We start from the raw sequence: 23848 nt of genomic DNA on the forward strand, positions 1-23848 counted from the left end.
GTGCAGACCCGGCGGCGGACCGATCCGTCGGTCGCCGGCGACGACTGGCGCTGATTCTGTGGTGTAGGCCCCATACCCACCCTCGCTGTCGTAGATCTGCACGTGGTGATGCGTTGTGCCTCGTGCTCTGTCACCTGTGCGCATTGCTGGGCTGCGGTGTGCGCGTGGGAATCGAACCCGTTGCACTGCCCTCCGTGCGCCTGAACGGTTGGAGCCGTTTGCGGTTTTGTGCACGCCTCCGCGACAACTACCTGCTACACCATGCTGCTGTCAGTCCAGCAGCTCGATCTCCCAGTTCGCCTTCTGGATCCGGACGTCAAGCGCGCGCAGCTCCTGCGCCACTTGATCGGCCTGCGACCGCAGATCGCCGACGGACAAGGCGGACAACATCTTCAGCTCCGAGCGCAACTGCCGCGAGTAGCCGTATTGGCCGGCACCGGCCGCCGCATCCGCAGCCGTGGTCAGGACGTGGTGCCGCAACCGCAGCGCGTCGCGCCGACCGAGTGCGTCGGTCAGCGTGCCGTCGGCCCCGATCGAGTTGGTCGCGTTCGTCAGGTTGATCCGCCGAATCAGGGATTCGTAATCGCCCAGCGCGCCGTCGATCTCGACCAGTAGCGCTGCGGCGTCCTCCGCGGGCTCTTCGCCCTCCTGGAACCGTGCGTTACCCACGACGCGCACGCGCAACTGCTCGATACGGCGAACTGCGTTCGCACGCAACGACAAAGCTTCTGCCAACTTCATGATCTCACCTCGCTCCTGATGGCACCGGCCGAGCGTTCGTTTCTCGGCCCGAACCATGATGAGCGGAAAAGGCTTGGCCGGCAACGTATTTTTCAGCAGGCCAGACGGTCGGTGGCGATCAGCCCTGCGCGCCGACGAAGAACAGCACGAGCACCGCAACCAGGCCGAACAGGGCGGCAAAGAACGCGCCACATGCCACGTCGTCAAACCGCGGCCGCACCGTCGCGACCAGAACCGCGGCCGCGGCGACCAGCAACGCGCCCGCCGGCGCGAACAGCCAGTAGTAAAACAGCGGCGCCGGGGACATCACGACCAGGCCGAGCGCGTAGCCGCCGAACAGATATCGCGGATCAACCTCGCGCTCGATCCGTGGGTCGAGCGTGCTCTCATGCTCGAAGGACATGCGCACCTCCTCTGGTCAGCGACACACCGTCACCGTGGCAACGGCCTGCAGGTACAGCAGACCGACAATGCACCAAACGCTCACGGGTGCGACCACCAGCGCCACAGCGACGCTGCTGAGTACCCGCGCGCGCAACAACAGTGCTGCAATCAGTAGACATATCAGCGAAACACTCACCGCTGCAGTCAAATTCGTTCCAGCTACCCGGTCGAGGTGCGGATCATCACCGGGGCCCATGGCCCCGACCGCCAACAGACCCCAGCCGACTCCCCCTAAGACCGCTCCGGCGAGTACGCCGCGGGTCCAGTCCGTACCAATCAAACGTCCCCCCGATCCGGTTCGCTCATGTCCCCCGTCGCCGGTACGCCCTCGGCCAATCCGTACTGCAGGTACACGATGCCGGCCGGGCTCGATACCGGCGGCTTGAGCAGCGTCAGGTTCGACGGCACCGGACCGCCATCGAACACCTTCTTGCCTACCCCCAGGACAATAGGATGCACCCAGAGGTCGATGCGATCAAATAGTTTTTCGCGCAACAGGGTCTGCACGAAGTTCAAACTCCCGACCACTTTCACGTGCTCGTGGCGATCACGGATTTCCCGCACTTCGCTGACCAGATCCGTGCCGATCTGCGTCGAGCCGGACCACGAGAGATCGGGCTTGCCGCGCGAGGCGACGTACTTGGGGATCCGATTGAACATGGCCGCGAATTCGTCGTTCTGGTGCGGCCAGTAGCCCGCGAAGATGTCGTACGTCCGCCGGCCGAGCAGCAGCGCGTCGGTGCCTTCGTACGCGGCGCCGACCTGCTCCCCCGACACCTCGTCGATCAGCGGTGCCTGCCAGCCTTCGAAAGGAAAATCGCCGTCGGAGTCCTCTCCGGGACCGCCGGGCGCCTGCCCGACGAGGTCGAGAGTGGCGAACAACGCGAGGTGAATCTGGCCCATTTCCAGCTCCTGGTGAGTCGGTGGTGTGTGTCAGTGAAATAGACCAGCGGACTCGGTGAAACTCATCGGCGCGGCCGGCTACTTGCCGGACAGCACCCGGTACTGCGCCGAAATCTGTTGGTCCACAGCGGTTTCATCGTCGGCGAAGACCTGGAACACGAAACGGTCGGTGCGGGCGAGGCAGCTGTAGTGCCACCCCAGGATGCGCCATGTCACCGTCGCGTCCGGTTGCGCGTAGTCGCGGAGGTGCTCGAAACAGCGCGCGCCGGGGAACCCCGGCACCGGCCCGGCCATCTGCACATCCGGATTCTTCATGATCAGAGCGCTGGTGGCGTCCAGCAGCTGCGCGGCCGAATCCGCATTGGGCGCCTGGTAGACCCGGCCCCACCGCTGCGTCACCCACTGGACGCCGGCGCGCTCGAACTGGGTGGTCATGCTCACCGGGTCGGTTTCGAAATGCAGCCACGCCCGCGGTCGCCACGTCCCGATCAGTACGCCCTGCTGCCGATCGGGAGTGGTGATGGTCTTCGACAGCAACTGATCGTCGCTCGGATCTTTGGGCAGGTCAGCGAGTTTCGCGGGATCGGTGGGCACAAAGCTCTTGATGAGCGACTGCTGCCTGCTGAGCAGGTCGGACGTCAGCAACTGAGCCCGCAGCGGTGCCTTGGTCAGCTTGGTGGCTTTGGCGCTCACGAATTGGTACAGCACGAAACGTCCCTGCGCGGTGTACGCCGCGACGCCACTGGCCCCGGTGCCGTAATCCACGCCGACCGCCGGCACCGTGCCGGTACCGACCGAGATCTGGACGGGATATGTCGGAAACGGAGTGGCCACGACGGGGCCGAACTGTGCGGTGAATTCTGCCGCGGCCGCCGCCGCTTGGCCATCATCGGGAAACATCAGGACCGCGTTCTGGATTTCCAGATCGGAGTCCCGGGACCCTGATGACCGGTAGGACCCGAAACCGGCGACCAGACCGTGTGCTCTGGCAATGCCCTGCATCACATTGTCCTTGGACACCCCGAGGATGTTGTCGACACCGAACTCCGACGTCATGGTGCCGGTCCCGATGGCCCCGGGCTTCGTCACCGACGCGTCGATTTCCCAAGGGCCCACGACGTATTCGGCCATCCGGGTCGATTCGACGATCGACTGCGTGAGCGGGTTTGGCCCAGCGCTGAAGAACGGGGTGCTCGGCTTGATCTGGTAGTTACCGGTCCGCAGCTGGCTGACGTCCGGTTCGGGGTCGCTCAGTGAACCGCCGAACCGCGAGGTGCCGGTCGTGGTCGTCGAACAGCCCGCGACCACGCACCCGCACGTAACCACGGCAAGTGCCAGCTTCCGGATCCCCACGATCCAACACTAACTGTGGCCGAGGCGCGCAAGCACCGATCGCACCGACTCCGCGATCGCCTCGTTGAACGGCCCGGCGTCCCGCCGCACGGTGCGCGTGCGGACCAGCACCGTCAGCATGACCCGTTCCCGCTTCGGGCCGATGAGCATCCCGGCGTCGTTGGTCGACCCGTAGTCGCCGCCGCCGGTCTTGTCCGCGCTGGTCCACCCCTCGGGCAGACCCGCGCGAAAACGGCGGGTCGACGTCGCGGTCTCCTCCAACCACCGACGCAGTTGGAACTGAGCCGCACCGGACAACGCGTCGCCGGCGAGAATGGCGCGATACCCGCCGCACAGCGCCCGCGGCGTGGTGGTGTCGCGAAGATCGCCGGGCGCCGCCTCGTTGAGGGCCGGTTCCCAGCGATCCAGCCGGGTCAGCGAATCACCGATCGAGCGGGCGAAATCCGTGAGCGCCGAAGGCCCGCCGATGGTCCGCAACATGATGTTGCCTGCCGCGTTGTCACTCTGGCTCAGGGCCGCGGCACAAATCTCTCGCAACGCCATCCGCGCCCCCACCGCCTCGCTCAGCACCGGCGAGTTGACCACGATGTCACCGGCGGTGATGGGCAACATGGCATCGAGATTCGCCTTGCCCGCCGTGGCCATCTGCAAGATGCGTGCCGCCGCATACGCTTTGAAGGTCGAGCACATCGCGAACCGCTCGTCGGCACGGTGCTCGACCGTCGCCGAAGACTCCAGATCAACTGCGTAGACGCCGATTAACGCCTGATAGCGATCTTCCAGATCGGCGAAGCTGGTCGGCTCGTCCGCCTTGGTGGGCTGGCACCCGGCCAGCACGCCCGTCGCGGCCAACCCGACGATGAAATCCCGTCGGCTCAGCGATACCCCCACGTATTCAGCCAACCATGCATCGGCGCGCTACGCCAAACGGGATTTCTCCGGGTTGCCCTTGGGCCGCACCAACAGCGCGGCCGCCAGGAAGCACAGTGCCCCGACGAACGTCCCGAAGTTGGCCAGCCGCTCGTCGACCGTGACGCCGGTCTTGCGGACGAACGCCGCCAGCGCCGAGATCTGGAACGCGACACAGCCCATCATGTTGATCCAGGATGCCTGCCAGGCAACGGATTTCGGTGACCACAGGCCGACCACCATGACGGCCAGCAGCCCACTGAGCAGGAAGGCCAGTGACCCGGCGGCGTCGGGCGCCCACACGTAGCGGCGCTCGGCGAGCACGGCGTGCGCCCACACGGCCGCGCCGGTGCTCACGTTGAACAACACGGTGCCCATGAATTGGACTGCCGCCGACCACCATTGACTTCCCGGCGGGGCCAGCAGGTACTGCATCAGGGCGGCCGTGGTGAAGAACCACGATCCGACGAAGCACAGCACGTTCGTCGTGCCGGGCCCGGCCACCGAGGGAAACCCCGGGGCCGTGGCCAGCGCGAAGAATGCCGAGCCGACGGCGAACAGCCAGCACTGCCTGCTGAGGGTGGCAAAGCCGGTCATGCCGCTCACGGCACTACAGGAAGCTGCGAATCCGCTCGCCGGTCTCCGACGTCGACAGTTTGGCGTCGCCACGCGTCGAAAGGTGCTCGGCGACAGCCTTGTCCACGCGGGCCGCGGCGTCGGTCTCACCGAGGTGGGTGAGCAGCAGCGCCACACTCATGATGGCCGCGGTCGGATCGGCGAGACCCTGACCCGCGATGTCGGGCGCGCTGCCGTGCACCGGCTCGAACATCGACGGGTTGGTGCCCGTCGCATCGATGTTGCCCGACGCTGCCAGGCCGATGCCGCCGGAGACGGCCGCGGCCAGGTCGGTGATGATGTCGCCGAACAGGTTGTCGGTGACGATCACGTCGAAGCGGCCCGGATCGGTGACCATGTGGATGGTCGCGGCATCGATGTGCTGGTAAGCGGTCTCGACGTCCGGGTACTCGGTGGCGACCTCGTCGACCGTGCGCTTCCACAGCGAGCCGGCGAACGCCAGCACGTTGTTCTTGTGCACCAGGGTCAGGTGCTTCCGCCGCGTCCGGGCCTTCTCGAACGCGTAGCGGACGACCCGCTCCACACCGAAGCGCGTGTTGGTGGACACCTCGGTGGCCACCTCGTGCGGCGTGCCGACGCGGATGGCGCCACCGGTGCCGGTGTACGGCCCCTCGGTACCCTCGCGGACGACGACGAAATCGATGTCCGGGTTGCCGGCCAGCGGGCTGTCGACACCGGCGAACAGCCGCGACGGCCGCAGGTTCACGTGGTGATCCAGCGCGAAGCGCATGGTCAGCAGCAGCCCGCGCTCGAGCACGCCGCTGGGCACCGACGGATCGCCGATGGCGCCCAACAGGATCGCGTCGTGCGTCTTGAGCTCGTCGACCATGCCGTCGGGCAGGGTCTCGCCGGTCTCGTGATAGCGCTTGGCGCCCACGTTGTACTCGGTGCGCTCGACACCCGGCAGTACGACGTCGAGAACCTTCAGCGCCTCGCCGATGACCTCGGGGCCGATGCCGTCACCGGCAATGACGGCGAGCTTCACGACAGATCCACCAGTTCCAGCGTGGTCGCGCCGACGGCCTCGCCGATCGCGCCGAGCACGTCGGCCGGCACCTCGCGGTCCAGGCGCAGCATGATCGTCGCGCCCGAACCGTCGGCGTCCTGCGACAACTGGGCCGCCAGGATGTTGACCTCGGCCGCACCGAGCAGCGTGCCGATCTTGCCCAGGGCACCCGGCTGGTCGCCGTAGTTGAGGATCAGGTTGATGCCCTCGGCGCGCAGGTCCAGGTTGCGGCCGTTGATCTGGACGATCTTCTCGACCAGCTGCGGGCCGCTCAAGGTGCCCGACACGTTGACGACCGAACCGTCGGCGGCCACGGCCCGCACGTCGACGACGCTGCGGTGGTTGGGGCTCTCGGTCTCGCTGGTGAGGACGGCCTCGACACCACGCTCGGCGGCCAGCGCCGGCGCGTTGACGAACGTCACCTGGTCCTCGATGACGGCCGAGAACAGGCCGCGCATCGCCGAAAGCTTCAGAATCTCAACGTCTTCCGACGCCAGCTCGCCGAGCACCTCGACGTTCAGCGAGGCCGGCAGCGCCGGCGCCAGGGCACCGACCAGCAGACCCAGCTTGCGCACAAGGTCGAGCCACGGCGCGACCTCTTCGCCGACGACACCGCCGCCGACGTTGACGGCGTCCGGCACGAACTCGCCGGCCAGCGCCAGCTTCACGCTCGCGGCGACGTCGGTGCCGGCGCGGTCCTGGGCCTCCTCGGTGGACGCACCCAGGTGCGGGGTCACGACGACCTGCGGCAGCTCGAACAGCGGGCTGTCGGTGCAGGGCTCGGTCGCGAAAACGTCGAGGCCGGCGCCACGGACGTGGCCGCTGGTGATCGCGTCGGCCAGCGCCTGCTCGTCGATCAGGCCACCGCGGGCGGCGTTGACGATGATGACGCCCGGCTTGGTCTTGGCCAGCGCCTCCTTGTTGATCAGGCCGGCGGTTTCCTTGGTCTTGGGCAGGTGCACCGAGATGAAATCAGCACGACCCAAAAGCTCATCGAGGCTCAGCAGCTCGATACCCAACTGGGCGGCGCGGGCCTGCGAGACGTAGGGGTCGTAGGCGACGATGTGCGCGCCGAACGCGGCGAGGCGCTGCGCGACGAGCTGGCCGATGCGGCCCATGCCCACGACGCCGACGGTCTTGCCGAAGATCTCGGTGCCCGAGAACTTGGAGCGCTTCCAGGTGTGTTCGCGCAGCGTGGCGTCGGCGGCCGGAATCTGACGGGCCGTCGAGAGCAGCAGCGCGAGGGCGTGCTCTGCGGCGCTGTGGATGTTCGAGGTCGGGGCGTTGACGACCAGCACACCGCGCGCGGTGGCGGCGTCGACGTCGACGTTGTCCAGGCCGACGCCGGCGCGGGCGACGATCTTGAGCTTGGGGGCTGCGGCCAGCACCTCGGCGTCCACCGTGGTGGCCGAGCGCACCAGCAGGGCGTCGGCGTCCGGCACGGCGGCCAGCAGCTTTTCGCGGTCGGGTCCGTCGACCCAACGGACCTCTACCTGGTCGCCGAGGGCGGCGACGGTCGATTCGGCGAGTTTGTCAGCGATGAGTACGACAGGAAGGCTCACGCGCACAGACTAGTGGGCGGCATGGCCGCGCTACCAATCGCGGTTGCCTTGAGCTGCGTTGTCAGCAGCCATCTCTACGATCGAGTGGTGGACGTCACCGTCGTCGGTAGTGGACCCAACGGACTGGCCGCGGCTGTCATCTGCGCGCGAGCGGGGCTGTCGGTCCGGGTCATCGAAGGCCAGCCGACGCCCGGGGGCGGCGCGCGCAGCGCCCCCGACCCGGAATATCCAGGCGTTTTGCACGACGTCTGCTCGGCGGTACACCCGCTGGGGGTCGTGTCGCCGTTCTTCGCGGAGTTCGACCTCGCGGCCCGCGGGGTGCAGATGGTGACACCGGAGATCTCGTACGCCAATCCCCTGCCCGCCGGGGCGAGCGAAGCGACGGGAAAGGTCTCCGGGCGGGCTGCCATCGGCTACCACTCGCTGGACCGCACCTGCGCCGAGCTCGAACACGGCTCGTCGTGGCGACGGCTGCTGGGGCCGCTGGTCGAGCACGTCGACGGTGTCCTCGGCTTCTTCCTCGGCGACAAGCGGTCGCTGCCACCGGACCTGCCGAGCACCGTCCGGGCGGGGCTGCGCGTGCTGGCCCAGGGCAGCCCGGCGTGGCGCCTGCTGCGCGGCGACGACGCCCAGGCCCTTTTCACCGGCGTCGGCACGCACGCCATCCATCCCATGCCGTCGCCCGTCAACAGCGGCGCGGGCATCATGCTCACCACCGTCGCGCACACCGCGGGCTGGCCAGTCCCCGTCGGTGGCACCCAGACCATCACCGATGCGCTCATCGCCGACCTGCGCGCGCACGGCGGCGAGCTCATCACCGACTCCCCCGTGACGAGCCCGCCCAGCGGCGTGGCCATCTACGACACCTCGCCGACCGCGCTGCTCGACATCTACGGACCAGCGGTCCCCGACCGTTACGCAAAAGCCTTGCGCCGCTACAAATTCGGTCCCGGTGTCTGCAAGATCGACTTCGTGCTGTCGGGTGAAATCCCCTGGCGCGACCCGCGAATGGCGTCGTCGCCCACCGTCCACCTGGGCGGCACCCGGGCCCAGATGGCACACGCCGAGCGCGAGATCTGGCACGGCCGCCATGCCGAGCACCCGATGACCTTGGCCGCGCTGCCGCACCTCGCCGATCCGTCACGCATCGACGCCCAGGGCCGTCGGCCCCTGTGGACCTACTGTCATGTGCCTGCCGGCTCGACTGTCGACCAGACCGAGACCGTCATCGCGTTGTTCGAAGACGCCGCACCGGGTTTCCGCGATCTGGTGCTGGCGGCCCGCGCGGTACCGGCCGCCGAGATGTCGCGGCACAACGCGAATTACGTCGACGGCGACATCATCGTCGGCGGCGCGACGCTCAAGGCCGCGATGATCGGGCCGACGCTGCGGGCCAACCCCTGGACCACACCGATCCCCAAGGCGTATCTCTGTTCGTCGGCCACCCCGCCGGGCACCGGCGTGCACGGCATGGCCGGTCTGTACGCCGCGCGCACCGTACTGCGTCGTGAATTCGGGGTGAAGACGCTGCCGTCGCTCGCGCCATAGTGTTGGCTGGGCGCATGGCCAAGCTCTCTGTGATCTTCTACTCCGCGACCGGGCACGGCACCTCCATGGCGCAGCGCATCGCGAGTACCGCGGAATCGTGTGGCGCCGAGGTGCGGCTGCGGCCCGTCGCCGAAACCGCAACCCCCGAGTCGTTCGCGCACAACCCGGCCTGGACGGCGAATTACGCAGTGACCAAAGACCTTCCGGCCGCCACCGGTGACGACATCGTCTGGGCCGACGCGGTGATCTTCGGCTCACCGACCCGCTTCGGCTCGGTCGCCTCGCAGCTGCGGGGATTCCTGGACTCCCTCGGCGGCCTGTGGTCCAAGGGCGTGCTGGCGGACAAGGTGTACGCCGGCTACACCTCGACCAACACCGCACATGGTGGCCAGGAGACGACACTGTTGTCGCTCTACATCACGCTGATGCACTGGGGCGGCATCATCGTGCCGCCCGGTTACACCGATCCACTCAAGTTCGCCGACGGCAACCCGTACGGCGTGAGCCTGCTGGCCAATCACGACAACATCCGTCAGTTCGACGACAACACCTACTCGGCGCTGGACCACCTGGCGCGGCGGGTCGTCACGGTGGCAAACCGGTTGGGTGGCTAGGAGAATATGTGTCGGGGCACCCCTGCCGGCCGACTTACGGTTGATGGGTGACATTCGCAGGCACAGCCCGCCTGGTCGGTTCGGTACCCAATGAGCGGTGGTTCGCGGTCGGCGATCGCCAGCTGTATCAGATGCGCCCGCCGTTGTGCGGCTACCACGTGGTCGCGGTCGAACAGAGCATGTGGGCGATGCGGGCACAGTGCATCTACCCGGACGGGCGTCTCGAACCGCCCGAGCCCGACGATCCGGTGTCGACCGAGATCTACGCGGTGGCGGGCGAAGGACTGACGATCGACCGAACCCAGAAGCTGCCGGGCAGCGCGGACGGCCGGAACGTCACCCGCGCGCTGGCCGCCATCGGCTACACCGTCTGCTGAGACGACGAAAGGCCGGTTGCCGCACGCGAAAAAGCGTGCCGCAACCGGCCTTTCGGCAACTGACTAAGCGGTCTCGGTGATCGGCCGGTCGACCCAGCTCATCAGGTCGCGCAGCTTCTTGCCGGTGACCTCGATCGGGTGCTCGGCGTTGGCCTTGCGCAGGCCCTCGAGCTCCTTGTTGCCGCCCTCGACGTTGGCGACCAGGCGCTTGACGAAGGTGCCGTCCTGGATGTCCTTCAGGATGGCGCGCATGCGCTCCTTGGTGTCGGCGTCGATGACGCGCGGGCCCGACAGGTAGCCACCGAACTCAGCGGTGTCGGACACCGAGTAGTTCATGCGGGCGATGCCACCCTCGTACATCAGGTCGACGATGAGCTTGAGCTCGTGCAGCACCTCGAAGTAGGCCATCTCCGGGGCGTAACCGGCCTCGACCATGACCTCGAAACCGGCCTTGACCAGTTCCTCGGTACCACCACAGAGGACGGCCTGCTCACCGAACAGGTCGGTCTCGGTCTCTTCCTTGAAGTCGGTCTTGATGACGCCGGCGCGGGTGCCACCGATGCCCTTGGCGTAGGACAGCGCCAGCGCCTGGCCCTCACCCTTGGGGTCCTGGTGCACGGCGATCAGCGCGGGCACACCCTTGCCGTCGACGAACTGACGACGCACGAGGTGGCCGGGGCCCTTGGGGGCGACCATGCCGATGGTGACGTTGGCCGGCGGCTTGATCAAGCCGAAGTGGATGTTGAGGCCGTGGCCGAAGAACAGCGCGTTGCCGTCTTCGAGGTTCGGCTCGATGTCGTTGGTGAAGATCTCGGCCTGCGCGGTGTCGGGCGCGAGCAGCATGATCACATCTGCCCAGGCGGCCACGTTCGCGGGGGTGTCGACCTCGAGGCCCTGCTCGGTGACCTTCTCGCGGGACTTCGAGCCTTCCTTCAGGCCGACCTTGACCTGCACACCCGAGTCGCGCAGCGAAAGCGAATGCGCGTGTCCCTGGCTGCCGTAGCCGATGACGCCGACCTTGCGCCCCTGGATGATCGACAGGTCCGCATCGTCGTCATAGAACATCTCAACTGCCACTTGCTTTTCCTTACCCTTGTTTCTGTTGTTCGAAGTTTTGGTTCGGGGGTCCAGCTCGATTACTTGGCCGCGCCGATACCGCGCGGGCCGCGCGCCAACGAAACCACGCCGGACTGCACCAGCTCGCGAATACCATACGGCTCCAGAACTCGCAGCAATGCGTCGAGCTTCTCCTGGGTGCCGGTGGCCTCCACGGTCAGCGATTCGGTCGACACGTCGACGACCTTCGCGCGGAACAGGTTGACGGCCTCGATCACCTGACCGCGGGTGCTGGCGTCGGCCCGCACCTTGATCAGCGCCAGCTCGCGGGAGACGGAGTTGTCCGGCTCCTGCTCGACGATCTTGATGACGTTGATCAGCTTGTTGAGCTGCTTGGTGATCTGCTCGAGCGGCAGCTGCTCTTCCACGCAGACCACGATGGTCATGCGGGACATGTTCTTCTGCTCGGTGGCGCCGACCGCAAGCGACTGGATGTTGAAGCCACGCCGCGAGAACAGCGCCGCCACGCGGGCGAGCACACCGGGGGTGTCCTCGACGAGGACCGAGAGAGTGTGAGTAGTAGCCACTAGACCTGATCCTCGTTGTCGAACAGCGGACGGATATCACGCGCCGCCATGATCTCGTCATTGCTGGTGCCGGCGGCGACCATCGGCCACACCTGGGCGTCGGCCCCGACGATGAAGTCGATGACGACGGGGCGGTCGTTGATCTCGCGGGCCTGCCGGATGACGTCCTCGACGTCCTCGGCACGCTCGCAGCGCAGACCGACGCAACCCAGCGCCTCGGCCAGCATCACGAAGTCCGGGATGCGGTGCGAGTGCGTGGACAGGTTGGTCTGGCTGTACCGCTCGTCATAGAACAGCGTCTGCCACTGGCGCACCATGCCCAGGTTGCCGTTGTTGATCAGCGCAACCTTGATCGGCGCCCCTTCGAGGGCGCAGGTGGCCAGCTCCTGGTTGGTCATCTGGAAGCAGCCGTCACCGTCGATGGCCCAGACCTCGGCCTCCGGGCGGGCGAACTTGGCGCCCATCGCGGCCGGGATGGAGAAGCCCATGGTGCCGAGACCGCCCGAGTTCAGCCAGGTCTTCGGGTTCTCGTACTTGATGAACTGCGCGGCCCACATCTGGTGCTGGCCGACGCCCGCCACGTACAGCGCGTCCGGCCCGGCGATCTGGCCCAGCTTCTCGATGACGTACTCCGGCGAGAGGCTGCCGTCGCTCTGCGGGCCGTAGCTCAGCGGGTAGGTGTCCTTGACGCCGTTCAGGTAGGCCCACCAGTCGGCGAGATCGAGCGTGTCGGCGGCAACGCCGTCACGCCGCAGCGCCGCGAGCAGGTCGACGATGACGTTCTTGATGTCACCGACGATCGGCACATCGGCGTGCCGGTTCTTGCCGATCTCGGCGGGGTCGATGTCCGCGTGGATCACCTTGGCGTCGGGTGCGAACGACGACAGCTGGCCTGTGACCCGGTCGTCGAAGCGGGTGCCGAGGGCGATCAGCAGGTCGCTCTTCTGCAGCGCCGCCACGGCGGAGACCGTGCCGTGCATGCCGGGCATGCCCATGTGCTGCGGGTGGCTGTCGGGGAACGCGCCGCGCGCCATCAGGGTGGTGACGACGGGAATGCCGGTCAGCTCGGCGAGTTCCAGCAGCTCCGCGGACGCCTCGCCGCGGATGACGCCGCCACCGACGTACAGCACGGGCTTGCGCGACGCGGCGATCAGCTTGGCGGCCTCACGGATCTGGCGGCTGTGCGGCTTGGTGTTCGGCTTGTAGCCGGGCAGGTCGATGACCGGCGGCCAGCTGAAGGTGCACTGACCTTGCAGCACGTCCTTCGGGATGTCGACGAGGACGGCGCCGGGACGGCCGGAGGCGGCGATGTGGAACGCCTCGGCGATCACCTTCGCGATGTCGTCACCGTTGCGGACCAGGAAGTTGTGCTTCGTGATCGGCATGGTGATGCCGGAGATGTCGGCTTCCTGGAAGGCGTCGGTGCCGATCAGGCCGCGGCCGACCTGGCCGGTGATCGCGACGACCGGGATCGAGTCCATCTGGGCGTCGGCCAGCGGCGTGACCAGGTTGGTGGCGCCCGGGCCCGAGGTGGCCATCATCACGCCGACCTTGCCGGTGGCATGCGCATAGCCCGACGCGGCGTGGCCGGCGCCCTGCTCGTGCCGCACCAGGACGTGGCGCACCTTCTTCGAGTCGAACAGCGGGTCGTAGACCGGCAGCACGGCACCGCCGGGAATGCCGAAGATGGTGTCGACGTCGAGTTCCTCGAGCGACCGGACGACGGCCTGGGCACCGGTCATCTGTTGCGGGGCAACGGCTTTGGAAGAACCGTTCACAGTGCCGCCGAGGCCGCCGGCGCCGTTGGCCTGCTGCGTCGACTCTGGCGGTCGCGTGGTGGGTGCGCTCACTCTTGTCCTCTTGATCGTGTTGCGGTTTTGGCGTTCCCGGGCAAACAAAAAACCCCCGTCAGCGTCTGCTGCTGTACGAGGGTTGCGCGTCGATGCTTGTAGTCGGCTTAGTCAGCCTGGTCACGCACCAACGCGCCCAGTTACTACAAGCAATGCCGAGGTCTGCATAACGGTGACGGTAGTCCTCGCGGTGCACGCAGGTCAAATCAGTTCCTTGCCGGACACACCCGGCAACCGTCCGACCCGCCGCCTGGGAAGATGAGAGGTGTGAGCCGCCGAACCGCCTCGACCGCACCCCGACCCGTCGTGATCAAGATCCCGGGGGTCGCCCATCTGGCGGTGGGGTTCTTCGCCATCGGCCTGCTGGCCCTGGTGTTCGCCGGGCCGGCCTGGTGCGCGGTGCTGCTCGTCATCCCGATCCTGTTGTCGGCGATGGTGATTCGCTACCGCACGGTGGCCGACAAGAAGGGCGTCACGGCACGGTCGCTGCTCGGCAGCCGGACGGTGACGTGGCAGGACATCAAGGGGCTGCGTTTCGACCGCTCCAAATGGGCCAAGGCCGAACTGACCGACGGCACCGAATTGCGCCTGCCGGGTGTGACGTTCGCGTCACTGCCGGTGCTGACGGCCGCCAGCGGCGGCGTCGTGCCCAATCCGTACAACGAGTGAGCCGGCCCCGCGGCCGATCACACGTCGATCCAGCTCAGTGCAGCGGGTTCGACCCGTTCAGCAGCAGCCAGACGCCGACGCCCGCGCCGATCCCGAGCAGCAGGCACAGGATCGACCCGATGAAGGGCCGGCGGGCCCAACCACGTCCGGCGTCGAAGCCGTAGAGCCCCGGCCCGGTCAGGGTCAGCGCCGCGGCCAGCACGATCAGCGTCACGAGGTACTCGTGACCCTCGGGCAGGAAGTACGGGAAGTAGCCGTGCACCGGCTGTGCGGCCACCTCCACGGCGAGTGCGTTGACCAGGTAGCCCAGCGCGACAGCGGCGGCCACCGGCGTGAACAGCCCCAGGACCAACAGGACACCGGCGCCGATCTGCGCCCCGGTGGCGAGATAGGTCAGGATCCCGGCGTGCTGGAAGCCGGCGGCGGCCAGCGCGTGCTCGTACCCGTTCAGGCCCTGCCCGCCCCACCAGCCGAACGCCTTCTGCAGGCCGTGTACCACCAGCCAGGCGCCCAGGCCGACGCGCAGCACCATGAGTCCGAGGTCCTGGGTGCCGCGGCGCTTGGCGACCCGCACCCGGGCGTCGGTCTCGGGGTCGGGTTCGATCTCGGCGGGGCCCAATGCCTGGGACGCCTGCTCCGCATGCCTCTCCCGGGGTTGCACGTACGGCAGCGGCTCGGGTTCGTGCATCAGGTCGAACGCCATCGAGGACGGCGACGGAGACGACGCTGAGGTCACCTCGGTGACGTCTTCCGATGATGCGGTGTCGAACCGTGGGATGGCGGTGGTCGCCGCCGCCTCACCGCCATCCGCACCGCCACTACCGCGGTAGGTCGTGATGGGCAGGTCGTCTTCGGGATCGACCAGGCGTGCCGACGCGGGCCTGGCGGCCGACTCATCGGGCCGTTGCCATGCACGCGGGTCATGGGAAGTACTGGTCATGATTGCCAGGGTAAGTGCAGTTGCACCGCTGACCGTGGATTTAAAGGGTGGTTTGACCGGCTTGTTCACCGGATTTGCCGCGCCCGGCGCACGGCCCCACCGTGGCGAGCACTGCCGAACAGTCCGTAACCTGGCGGGCATGACATTGCGGCGGTCGACGCAGACTGCGCTGACGAAGCCCCGACGCCGGCCTGAGCGCCCCAGCTCCGCACCCGCTCGACGGGTCCTGGCGCTGTGCGCCATCGCTTTGCTGGCGCTCCCGGGCTGCGCCCGTTTCGATTCGGCCGCCTCCGAGCCGTTCACCATCGAGCCCGACCTCGGTGGTGCCCCGAGCTCGACGCCGCCGCCACCGCCGCCGCTGCCGCCGAACCCGTTCCCGAAGGCATGCCCGGCACCGGCTGTCCTGCAGGGCTGTCTCGAGAGCACCAGCGGCCTGATCATGGGCGGCGACAGCAAGTCGGCCATCGTCGCCGAGCGTGTCACCGGCGCCGTCAAGAACATCGCCACCAACGCGGAACCCAAGGTCAAGACCGTGATTCCGGTCGACGCATCCGGTGACGGCGGCCTGATGGACATCGTCCTGTCGCCGAGCTACCAGCAGGACCGGCTGATGTACGCGTACATCACCACCCCCACCGACAACCGGGTGGTCCGGATCGCCGACGGCGACGTCCCCAAGCCCATCCTCACCGGCATCCCCAAGGGCCCCACAGGCAACACCGGAGCACTGATCTTCACCAGCCCGACGACCCTCATGGTGCTCACCGGGGACGCCGGAAACCCTGCCGCCGCGGCCGATCCGGCTTCGCTGGCGGGCAAGCTGCTGCGCATCGAGCAGCCGACGACCGTGGGCCAGGCGCCGCCGACCACCGCGTTGTCGGGCATGGGCGCCGGCGGCGCCCTGTGCATCGACGGCGCCAGCGGGGCGCTGTATGTCACCGACCGCACGCCGACGGCCGATCGGCTGCAGAAGATCACCAAGGACTCGAAGGTGTCCACGGTGTGGAGCTGGCCCGACCGGCCCGGTGTCGCCGGCTGCGTGGCGACCGACAACACCGTCATGGTCAACCTCGTCAACACCAAGAAGACGGTGGCGCTGCGGTTGGCGAAGGACACCGGCGCAGTGACAGGTGATCCCGAGGCGCTGCGCACCGACACCCACGGCCACGTCTTCGCGCTGAAGCTCTCCCCCGACGGCAACATCTGGGGCGCCACGGTGAACAAGACGGCCGGCGACGTCGAGAAGTTCGACGACGTCGTGTTCCCGCTGTTCCCGCAGGGCGGATTCCCGCGTAGCACGGACGACAAGACGTAATTGGCGCCCGACATGAGGGTCGCTCGATGATGCGCGCCTGCCCGGCCGACTTCGCTCGGCTGGCCGGCTACCTGGGCTTTTCCTGCGACGACGATTCCTGGGTCAAGGTGCGCAACCCCCTGACCCTTGCCCACTGGACCATGCCGGTCGTCGAGCTGCTGATGCTGGTCGGCGCGGCACTGGCCCTGGCCTACGCGCTGCGGCGCGTCCGGCGGGACCCGACCGGCATCGCCATCTGGCTGGCGTCGGTGGTCTATGCGCTGGTGACCGAACTCCCCCGGCATCCACCGGACATCTTCGCCGGCACCCGACTCGGGGTCATGTTGGTGCACAACGTGTTCAGCGTCGATTTCGTCGACGGGCGGCTACCGCTGTACATCGTGGCGCTGTACCCGGCGACCATCACGCTCGCCTATGACATCGTCCGCGCCACCGGGGTCTTCGAACGGCGCGGCGCGGTCATCGGCGCCATCTGCGTCGGCTTCGTGCACGGCTGCGTCTACGGCGTGTTCGACCACCTCGGCCCGCAGCTGCGCTGGTGGGTGTGGAACACCGCGAATCCCCTGAATCACCCGACGCTCGGCTGCGTGCCGGTCAGCAGCTGGGTCAGCCTCGCGGTGGTCGGGCCCGCGGCGGTCGCGTTCCTGGTGCATGTCCTGGTCGGGCGCCAGGTGGCCGCGGGCACACCACCGGGTGCGGTGTCGATGGCCTGGCGCATCCCGGTCATCAGCGTGCTGGCACCGGTGATCATGGGACTACTCAGCCTGCCGACGTTGCTCTCCGCCCAGCACAGCGCGACGCAGTACGCGGTCCTCGGGGTAGAGGTGGCGGTGTTCTTCTTCGTGACGGTGCCCGTCCTGATTCAGGACTGGCGGATCACGCGCCGCGTCGGCACGCAGCACCCGAGTCCGTACGTGCGGGTGTTCGGGGTGCTGTACCTGCTCACGTTCACGGTGCTCTGGCTGGCCGCGCTGCCCGACTTCGCCGGCGCCATCGACGGCGTCACCGGTGCGGGCACGCCGACCGGCAATCTGCCCTGCGCTGCGGTGTGTTTCGTGATCGCGGGCTACTGCGTCGCGGGCGTCTCGTCATTGCGTCCGCAGGCCACGCCCGCGCCGCAGCCGGCGCTGCGCTAGCTGCAGGCCGCGATCACGAGTTCGCGCACGCGCGCGGCGTCGGCCTGTCCCTTGGTGGCCTTCATAACCGCGCCGACGATCGCACCCGCGGCCTGGACCTTGCCGCCGCGAATCTTGTCGGCGATGTCGGGCTGGGCTGCCAGCGCCTCGTCGATCGCGGCCTGGATGAGCGAATCGTCGCGCACCACAACGAGACCGCGGTCGTTCATGACCTGCTCGGGCTCACCCTCGCCGGCCAGCACGCCCTCGACGACCTGGCGGGCCAGCTTGTTGGACAGCTTGCCGTCGTCGACCAGCTTGACCACCGCGGCGACCTGGGCCGGGGTGATGGCCAGCGCGTCCAGTTCGATGCCGGATTCATTGGCCTTCTGCACCAGGAAGTTGCCCCACCAGGCGCGGGCCGCCTCGCTGGACGCGCCGTGCTCGACGGTCGCGGCCACCAGCTCGACCGCGCCGGCGTTGACGAGGTCACGCATGACCTCGTCCGAGATGCCCCAGTCTTCCTGAATCCGCTTGCGCACCAACCACGGAAGTTCGGGGATGGTGCCGCGCAGCCGCTCCACCAGCTCGTCGGACGGCGCGATGGGCTCCAGGTCCGGCTCCGGGAAGTAGCGGTAGTCCTCGGCGGTTTCCTTGCTGCGGCCGGCCGTGGTGTGCCCGTCCTCGTGGAAGTGCCGGGTCTCCTGCGTGATGGTGCCGCCGGACTGCAGCACGGCGGCCTGCCGGCGCATCTCGTAGCGGACCGCCACCTCGACGCTCTTGAGCGAGTTGACGTTCTTGGTCTCGGTGCGGGTGCCGAACTCCGCGGCGCCCTTGAGCTTGAGCGAGACGTTGGAGTCGCAGCGCATCGAGCCCTGGTCCATGCGGACGTCGGAAACGTCCAAGCCGCGCAACAGGTCCCGCAGCGCGGTGACGTACGCGCGGGCGATCTCCGGGGCGCGCTCGCCGGCGCCCTCGATGGGCTTGGTGACGATCTCCACCAACGGCACGCCGGCCCGGTTGAAGTCGGCCAGCGACGTCGTGGCCCCGGAGATGCGGCCGGTGTCGCTGCCCAGGTGGGTCAGCTTGCCGGTGTCCTCCTCCATGTGAGCGCGCTCGATCTCGACGCGCCAGGTGCTGCCGTCCTCCAGCGGGACGTCGAGGTAGCCGTTGACGGCGATGGGCTCGTCGTACTGACTGATCTGATAGTTCTTCGGCTGATCCGGGTAGAAGTAGTTCTTCCGGGCGAACCGGCCCCACGGCGCGATATCGCAGTTCAGCGCGAGCCCGATCCGGATCGCGGACTCCACGGCCGCCTCGTTGACGACCGGCAGCGCACCGGGCAGACCGAGGCACACCGGGCACACCAGTGTGTTCGGCTCGGCGCCGAACCGGTTCGCACAACCACAGAACATCTTGGTCTCGGTGGACAGCTCGACGTGGACTTCCATGCCCATGACGGGCTCGTACGTCGCGAGGACGTCGTCGTAGTCGAGAAGGTCTGCGTCAGCCATGCGCCTGATCCTAGTTGTCGTTCACCGGCCATTTCCCGGGGCCGGTTACCCTCCGCGGATGCTCGCACGCATCGGCGCCCTGCTGACCACCTTCGCGCTGACGGCCATGCCCGTCGCATCGGCCGATTCCGGCGACTTCGACCTGCAGGCGCACCGCGGCGGACGCGGCGAGACCACCGAGGAATCGCTGCGCGCGTTCACCAAGGCCATCGAGCTGGGTGTCACGACGCTGGAACTCGACATCGTCCTCGCCAAGGACGGTGCACCGATGGTGTGGCACGACCCGGCCATCCAGCCCGAGAAGTGCACCGACACCGGCCCAGCCTTCCCCGGCGACCCGCAATACCCGTACGTCGGCAAGCTCGTCCACGACCTCACGCGGGCCCAGCTGCACACGCTGAACTGCGGCAAGCTGCTCGACGGATTCCCGGCCGCCGAAGTGGTGACCGGCAACAAGATCGCCACCCTCGATCAGGTTTTCGCGCTCGCGGACGCGCACCACGCGGGCGTCCGGTACAACATCGAAACCAAGATCGAAGCCGACAAGCCTGAAAGTTCGGCCACGCCACAGCAATTCGTCGACGTCATCCTCGCCACGGTGCGGGCTGCCGGCAAGGTCGACAAGGTGGAGATCCAGAGTTTCGACTGGCGCACACTGCCGCTCGTCCGCCAGCACGAACCCGGTATCCCCTTGGTGGCGCTCTGGGACGAGACGACCTGGGTGCCGAACTCGGCGTGGACGGCAGACGTGAACCCCGCCGTCGTCACCGATCCGATTGCGGGGGCGGCGTCGGTCGGCGCGAACATCCTGTCGCCCGGCTACTCGGTGCCCTACGGCCTGACGCCGAAGGATCCGGATTTCGCCCTGGTCGCCGACAGCGCATTCATCGATCGCGCACATGCCCGCGGGCTCAAGGTGATTCCGTGGACGATCAACGACGCCGACACCATGAAGGCACAGATCGCGGCCGGCGCCGACGGCATCATCACCGACTATCCGAGCCGGCTGCGCGCGGTGGAATCCGAATTCGGCATGCCACTACCGAAGGCCTACCGCTAGCCGAAGAACTCGGCCGCGTCGTCGTAACGGCTCTGCGGCACGAGCTTGAGTTGCCGGACCGCGTCGGCCAACGGCACCCGGCCGATCTCCTGGCCCTGCAACGACACCATCATCCCGTACTCCCCCGCGTGCGCGGCGTCGGCGGCGTTGATCCCGAACCGGGTCGCCAGCACCCGGTCATGGGGCGTCGGCGTGCCGCCGCGCTGCACGTGACCGAGCACCGTGGTGCGGACTTCCTTGCGGATCCGCTTCTCGATCTCGATGGCCAACTGCTGGGCGACCCCGGTGAATCGCACATGCCCGAATTCGTCAATTCCGCCGTCGCGCAACTGCATTGACCCCTCGGCCGGCCGCGCGCCTTCGGCGACGACGCAGATGAAATGCGAATCTCCGCGTACGAAGCGCTGTTTCACCAGTCGGCACACCTCTTCGACGTCGAACGGCTGCTCCGGGATCAGGGTCATGTGCGCGCCGGCGGCCATGCCGGCGCCGAGCGCGATCCAGCCCGCATGGCGCCCCATCACCTCGACGAGCATCACCCGCTGATGCGACTCGGCCGTGCTGTGCAGCCGGTCGATGGCCTCGGTGGCGATCATCAGCGCGGTGTCGTGGCCGAAAGTGACGTCGGTGCAATCGATGTCGTTGTCGATGGTCTTGGGCACACCCACGACGGGGACGTTCTCTTCGGCCAGCCAGTGCGCCGCCGTCAGCGTGCCTTCGCCGCCGATCGGGATCAGCACGTCGATGCCGTTGTCCTCGAGCGTCTGCTTGATCTGGTCCAGCCCGGCCCGCAGCTTGTCGGGGTTGACGCGCGCCGTGCCCAGCATGGTGCCGCCCTTGGCCAGCAGCCGGTCGTTGCGGTCGTCGTTCTTGAGCTGCTCGCGGCGGTTCTCCAGCAGGCCACGCCAGCCGTCCCGGAACCCGACGACCGTCGAGCCGTACCGGGCATCGCAGGTGCGAACCACCGCCCGGATCACCGCATTCAGGCCAGGACAGTCACCACCACCGGTCAGCACACCTATCCGCATGACCCCATACTGCCCGCTCGCGGGTTCTCGTTCTCGCCGAATGTGCGGCGGGGTCGCCTCTAGAGTGCGGTGGGCAGGGCGCCGCGGGCGGCTTCGTAGGCCGCGCCGACGCGGTACAGCCGGTCGTCGGCCAGGGCCGGTGCCATGATCTGCAGCCCGACCGGCAGGTTGTCGTCCGGCGATAGGCCCGACGGCACCGACATGCCGCAGTGGCCGGCCAGGTTCAGCGGCAGCGTGCACAGGTCGAACAGGTACATCGCCAGCGGGTCGTCGACCTTCTCGCCCAGCCCGAACGCGGTGGTCGGGGTGGTCGGGGTGACCAGCACGTCGACCTTCTCGTAGGCGCGATCGAGGTCGCGCGCGATCAGGGTGCGCACCTTCTGAGCCTGGTTGTAGTAGGCGTCGTAGTACCCCGACGACAGCGCGTAGGTGCCGATCATGATGCGGCGCTTGACTTCTGGCCCGAATCCGGCGGCACGCGTCAGCGCCATGACCTCTTCGGCGCTGTGGGTGCCGTCGTCGCCGACCCGCAGGCCGTAGCGCATCGCGTCGAAGCGCGCGAGGTTCGACGACACCTCGGACGGCAGGATCAGGTAGTAGGCCGCCAGCGAGTAGTCGAAGTTCGGGCAGTCGACCTCGGTGATCTCGGCGCCGAGCTCGGTCAGCTGGTCCACCGCGGTGTTGAACGACGACAGCACGCCGGGCTGGTAACCCTCGCCGGTGTGCAGCTGCTTCACGACACCGATCCGGACGCCCTTGAGGTCGCCCGCGGCGCCGGCCCGGGCCGCCGCGACCACATCGGGCACGGGCGCGTCGACCGAGGTGGAGTCGCGCGGGTCGTGGCCGGCGATCACCTGGTGCAGCAGCGCGGTGTCGAGCACCGTGCGGGCGCACGGGCCGCCCTGATCCAGCGACGACGCGCAGGCGATCAAGCCGTACCGCGAGACGGTGCCGTAGGTGGGTTTGACGCCGACGGTCGCGGTCAGCGCGGCAGGCTGACGGATCGACCCACCGGTGTCGGTGCCGATCGCCAGCGGCGCCTGGAACGCGGCGAGCGCCGCGGCGCTACCGCCACCGGAACCACCCGGCACGCGGTTGACGTCCCACGGATTGCGGGTCGGGCCGTAGGCCGAGTTCTCGGTGGACGACCCCATGGCGAACTCGTCCATGTTGGTCTTGCCGAGGATCGGGATTCCGGCCGCGCGCAGCTTCGCGGTCACGGTCGCGTCGTACGGCGACCGCCAGCCCTCGAGAATCTTCGAGCCGGCCGTGGTCGGCGCGTCGGTGGTGGTGAAAACGTCCTTGAGCGCCAACGGAACACCGGCGAGCGGCGATGCCAGCGGCTCGCCGGCAGCCACCTGCTTGTCGACCGCGGCGGCAGCGGCGAGTGCCTCCTGGGCACCCACATGCAGGAACGCGTGGTAGGTCTCGTCGGTGGCGGCGATCTGGTCCAGGTGCGCCTGGGTGACCTCGGTGGCCGACACGTCGCCGGCGGCGATCTTCTCGCCGAGCGTGGCGGCGTCGAAACGGATCAGGTCGCTCACTCTGCTTCTCCCAAGATGCGGGGCACGGCGAACCGGCCGTCCTCGGCCCGCGGGGCCTGCGCCAGCGCCTGGTCCTGCGTCAGGCTGGCCACCTCGGCGTCGGGCCGGGTGATGTTGACCTCTTTGAGCGGATTGCCGGTCGCCTCGATACCGGTGACGTCGACGGCCTGAATCTTGCCGACGTGCGCCAGGATGGCATCGAGCTGGCCTGCGAAACTGTCCAGCTCACCATCGGTCAGGGCGAGCCGGGCCAGATTCGCCAGATGGGCGACATCGTCCCGGGAAATCTTCGACACGTCGAAACAGCCTAGTGGGGAGCCCGATGGGCGCCGCGACGGGGAACGTATCCGTGACACGCGCCGCACCGGCACGTCCTGCCATCGCCACGACGCTGTGCAACAGTTGTCGCGTGTCCTCCTATCTGCTGCGGGTGCAGCTCGAAGACCGCCCCGGTAGCCTCGGCTCGCTGGCGGTGGCTCTCGGCTCGGTGGGCGCCGACATCCTGTCGCTCGACGTCGTCGAGCGCGGTCCGGGCTACGCGATCGACGATCTGGTGGTCGAACTGCCGCTCGGGTCCATGCCCGACGCCCTGATCACCGCCGCGGAGGCCCTCAAGGGCGTGTACGTGGACAGCATTCGGCCCCACACCGGGTTGCTCGAGGCCCATCGCGAGCTGGAACTCATCGACCACGTGGCGGCCGCCAAAGGCAAGGCCGCGCGCCTCCAGACGCTGGCCGACGAGGCACCGCGCGTGTTGCGGGTCGGGTGGTGTGTCGTGGTGGCCGGCGGCAAGGACGGCGTGGCGCCCCATCGCATCACCGGCAGTCCGGGCGCGCCCGAGACGCTCGCCAGCTCAGCGCCGTGGCTGCCGCTCGAGCACGCCGCCGCACTGGACGCCACCGGCGACTGGGTGCCGCAGTTCTGGCAGGACATCGACACCACCCTGGCCGCCGCGCCGTTGGGTGACCCCCACACGGCGATCATGCTGGGCCGCCCGGGTGGGCCGGCCTTCCGTCCGTCTGAGGTCGCGCGGCTGGGGTATCTCGCCGGCATCGTCGCGACCATCGTGCGATAGCG

At 68.1% G+C, this 23848-nt stretch carries 25 protein-coding genes; 8 read left to right on the forward strand and 17 right to left on the reverse strand.

The genetic code is table 11. From position 1 onward, the window contains the following. Positions 1-270 precede the first annotated feature (270 nt). The 9 genes from ACJH6J_RS24955 to serA all read right to left on the reverse strand — a co-directional run bounded on the left by ACJH6J_RS24955 (position 271) and on the right by serA (position 7554). On the reverse strand, positions 271-741 hold the full coding sequence (locus tag ACJH6J_RS24955; RefSeq protein ID WP_406804697.1) for a DIP1984 family protein: 471 nt from the start codon (positions 739-741) through the stop codon (positions 271-273). Between the two features lie 118 nt (positions 742-859). Beyond that, entirely contained in the window at positions 860-1144 is a 285-nt protein-coding gene (locus ACJH6J_RS24960) for a hypothetical protein (protein ID WP_406804698.1), read from the reverse strand. Between the two features lie 15 nt (positions 1145-1159). Further along, positions 1160-1381 carry a hypothetical protein gene (locus ACJH6J_RS24965; protein WP_162563755.1) on the reverse strand — a complete coding sequence of 74 codons (222 nt, stop codon included), beginning with the start codon at positions 1379-1381 and terminating at the stop codon, positions 1160-1162. A gap of 80 nt (positions 1382-1461) precedes the next feature. Further along, entirely contained in the window at positions 1462-2088 is a 627-nt protein-coding gene (locus ACJH6J_RS24970) for a dihydrofolate reductase family protein (RefSeq protein WP_406804699.1), read from the reverse strand. Between the two features lie 78 nt (positions 2089-2166). Further along, positions 2167-3441: a hypothetical protein gene (locus ACJH6J_RS24975; protein ID WP_133428395.1), complete on the reverse strand. Its 1275-nt coding sequence runs from the start codon at positions 3439-3441 to the stop codon at positions 2167-2169. Positions 3442-3450: 9 nt separating this feature from the next. After that, positions 3451-4332 (reverse strand): class A beta-lactamase, encoded by an 882-nt coding sequence (gene bla, locus ACJH6J_RS24980; RefSeq protein ID WP_406804700.1) that lies wholly within the window; start codon positions 4330-4332, stop codon positions 3451-3453. A gap of 27 nt (positions 4333-4359) precedes the next feature. Further along, a complete protein-coding gene (locus ACJH6J_RS24985; protein WP_406804701.1) occupies positions 4360-4947 on the reverse strand; it encodes a hypothetical protein in 588 nt (195 codons plus the stop codon). Between the two features lie 13 nt (positions 4948-4960). After that, complete coding sequence (locus ACJH6J_RS24990) at positions 4961-5971, reverse strand: 3-isopropylmalate dehydrogenase (protein ID WP_138248762.1); 1011 nt, start codon at positions 5969-5971, stop codon at positions 4961-4963. Further along, entirely contained in the window at positions 5968-7554 is a 1587-nt protein-coding gene (gene serA / locus ACJH6J_RS24995; RefSeq protein ID WP_226521549.1) for a phosphoglycerate dehydrogenase, read from the reverse strand. The genes ACJH6J_RS24990 and serA overlap by 4 nt, the downstream gene beginning before the upstream one ends. An 87-nt stretch (positions 7555-7641) precedes the next feature. On the opposite strand from serA, the gene ACJH6J_RS25000 reads away from it, so the two are divergent. Genes ACJH6J_RS25000 through ACJH6J_RS25010 form a run of 3 tightly spaced genes read left to right on the forward strand, consistent with a single transcriptional unit; the run spans position 7642 to position 10093 of the window. After that, complete coding sequence (locus ACJH6J_RS25000) at positions 7642-9102, forward strand: phytoene desaturase family protein (protein WP_406804702.1); 1461 nt, start codon at positions 7642-7644, stop codon at positions 9100-9102. Between the two features lie 14 nt (positions 9103-9116). Next, positions 9117-9716 carry an NAD(P)H:quinone oxidoreductase gene (gene wrbA, locus ACJH6J_RS25005; protein ID WP_406804703.1) on the forward strand — a complete coding sequence of 200 codons (600 nt, stop codon included), beginning with the start codon at positions 9117-9119 and terminating at the stop codon, positions 9714-9716. Between the two features lie 47 nt (positions 9717-9763). Next, positions 9764-10093 (forward strand): hypothetical protein, encoded by a 330-nt coding sequence (locus tag ACJH6J_RS25010; protein WP_406804704.1) that lies wholly within the window; start codon positions 9764-9766, stop codon positions 10091-10093. 63 nt (positions 10094-10156) lie between these two features. Here the strand turns inward: ACJH6J_RS25010 and ilvC are convergent, their stop codons facing one another. The 3 genes from ilvC to ACJH6J_RS25025 all read right to left on the reverse strand — a co-directional run bounded on the left by ilvC (position 10157) and on the right by ACJH6J_RS25025 (position 13514). Next, on the reverse strand, positions 10157-11158 hold the full coding sequence (gene ilvC / locus ACJH6J_RS25015) for a ketol-acid reductoisomerase (RefSeq protein ID WP_406804706.1): 1002 nt from the start codon (positions 11156-11158) through the stop codon (positions 10157-10159). Between the two features lie 71 nt (positions 11159-11229). Beyond that, positions 11230-11736, reverse strand: coding sequence for an acetolactate synthase small subunit (gene ilvN, locus ACJH6J_RS25020; RefSeq protein WP_318985942.1), 507 nt, complete (start codon positions 11734-11736; stop codon positions 11230-11232). Beyond that, positions 11736-13514, reverse strand: coding sequence for an acetolactate synthase large subunit (locus ACJH6J_RS25025; RefSeq protein WP_406801388.1), 1779 nt, complete (start codon positions 13512-13514; stop codon positions 11736-11738). Before ACJH6J_RS25025 ends, ilvN begins: the two co-directional genes overlap by 1 nt. Before the next feature lie 330 nt (positions 13515-13844). Here ACJH6J_RS25025 and ACJH6J_RS25030 point away from each other — a divergent pair, with 330 nt between their 5' ends. Further along, on the forward strand, positions 13845-14255 hold the full coding sequence (locus ACJH6J_RS25030) for a PH domain-containing protein (protein WP_318985940.1): 411 nt from the start codon (positions 13845-13847) through the stop codon (positions 14253-14255). Positions 14256-14289: 34 nt separating this feature from the next. Here ACJH6J_RS25030 and ACJH6J_RS25035 read toward each other — a convergent pair whose 3' ends face one another. Beyond that, positions 14290-15195 carry a DoxX family protein gene (locus ACJH6J_RS25035; RefSeq protein WP_406801380.1) on the reverse strand — a complete coding sequence of 302 codons (906 nt, stop codon included), beginning with the start codon at positions 15193-15195 and terminating at the stop codon, positions 14290-14292. Between the two features lie 139 nt (positions 15196-15334). Here ACJH6J_RS25035 and ACJH6J_RS25040 point away from each other — a divergent pair, with 139 nt between their 5' ends. Both ACJH6J_RS25040 and ACJH6J_RS25045 read left to right on the forward strand, forming a co-directional pair. Next, entirely contained in the window at positions 15335-16510 is a 1176-nt protein-coding gene (locus tag ACJH6J_RS25040) for a PQQ-dependent sugar dehydrogenase (protein WP_217267685.1), read from the forward strand. A 26-nt stretch (positions 16511-16536) separates the two neighbouring features. Beyond that, positions 16537-17646 carry a hypothetical protein gene (locus ACJH6J_RS25045; protein WP_212811951.1) on the forward strand — a complete coding sequence of 370 codons (1110 nt, stop codon included), beginning with the start codon at positions 16537-16539 and terminating at the stop codon, positions 17644-17646. Here ACJH6J_RS25045 and gatB read toward each other — a convergent pair. Beyond that, positions 17643-19139: an Asp-tRNA(Asn)/Glu-tRNA(Gln) amidotransferase subunit GatB gene (gene gatB / locus ACJH6J_RS25050; RefSeq protein ID WP_212811952.1), complete on the reverse strand. Its 1497-nt coding sequence runs from the start codon at positions 19137-19139 to the stop codon at positions 17643-17645. The genes ACJH6J_RS25045 and gatB overlap by 4 nt on opposite strands. A 58-nt stretch (positions 19140-19197) precedes the next feature. Here gatB and ACJH6J_RS25055 point away from each other — a divergent pair, with 58 nt between their 5' ends. Then, positions 19198-20199: a glycerophosphodiester phosphodiesterase family protein gene (locus ACJH6J_RS25055; RefSeq protein ID WP_406801382.1), complete on the forward strand. Its 1002-nt coding sequence runs from the start codon at positions 19198-19200 to the stop codon at positions 20197-20199. Here the strand turns inward: ACJH6J_RS25055 and ACJH6J_RS25060 are convergent. From ACJH6J_RS25060 to gatC, 3 genes are read right to left on the reverse strand one after another with little or no spacing between them, the layout of a single operon-like run. Beyond that, positions 20196-21227: an ATP-dependent 6-phosphofructokinase gene (locus ACJH6J_RS25060; RefSeq protein ID WP_029105781.1), complete on the reverse strand. Its 1032-nt coding sequence runs from the start codon at positions 21225-21227 to the stop codon at positions 20196-20198. The genes ACJH6J_RS25055 and ACJH6J_RS25060 overlap by 4 nt on opposite strands. A gap of 59 nt (positions 21228-21286) precedes the next feature. Continuing rightward, positions 21287-22771 (reverse strand): Asp-tRNA(Asn)/Glu-tRNA(Gln) amidotransferase subunit GatA, encoded by a 1485-nt coding sequence (gene gatA / locus ACJH6J_RS25065; protein WP_212811954.1) that lies wholly within the window; start codon positions 22769-22771, stop codon positions 21287-21289. Beyond that, the gene (gatC, locus tag ACJH6J_RS25070) at positions 22768-23067 is read right to left on the reverse strand and encodes an Asp-tRNA(Asn)/Glu-tRNA(Gln) amidotransferase subunit GatC (protein ID WP_212811955.1); all 300 of its coding nucleotides are present in this window, start codon (positions 23065-23067) and stop codon (positions 22768-22770) included. Before gatC ends, gatA begins: the two co-directional genes overlap by 4 nt. 113 nt (positions 23068-23180) lie before the next feature. Here gatC and ACJH6J_RS25075 point away from each other — a divergent pair, with 113 nt between their 5' ends. Then, positions 23181-23846 (forward strand): amino acid-binding protein, encoded by a 666-nt coding sequence (locus tag ACJH6J_RS25075; RefSeq protein WP_318985936.1) that lies wholly within the window; start codon positions 23181-23183, stop codon positions 23844-23846. Positions 23847-23848 lie beyond the last annotated feature (2 nt).

This window comes from Mycobacterium sp. SMC-18 (assembly GCF_045310895.1).
GTDB lineage: Bacteria > Actinomycetota > Actinomycetes > Mycobacteriales > Mycobacteriaceae > Mycobacterium.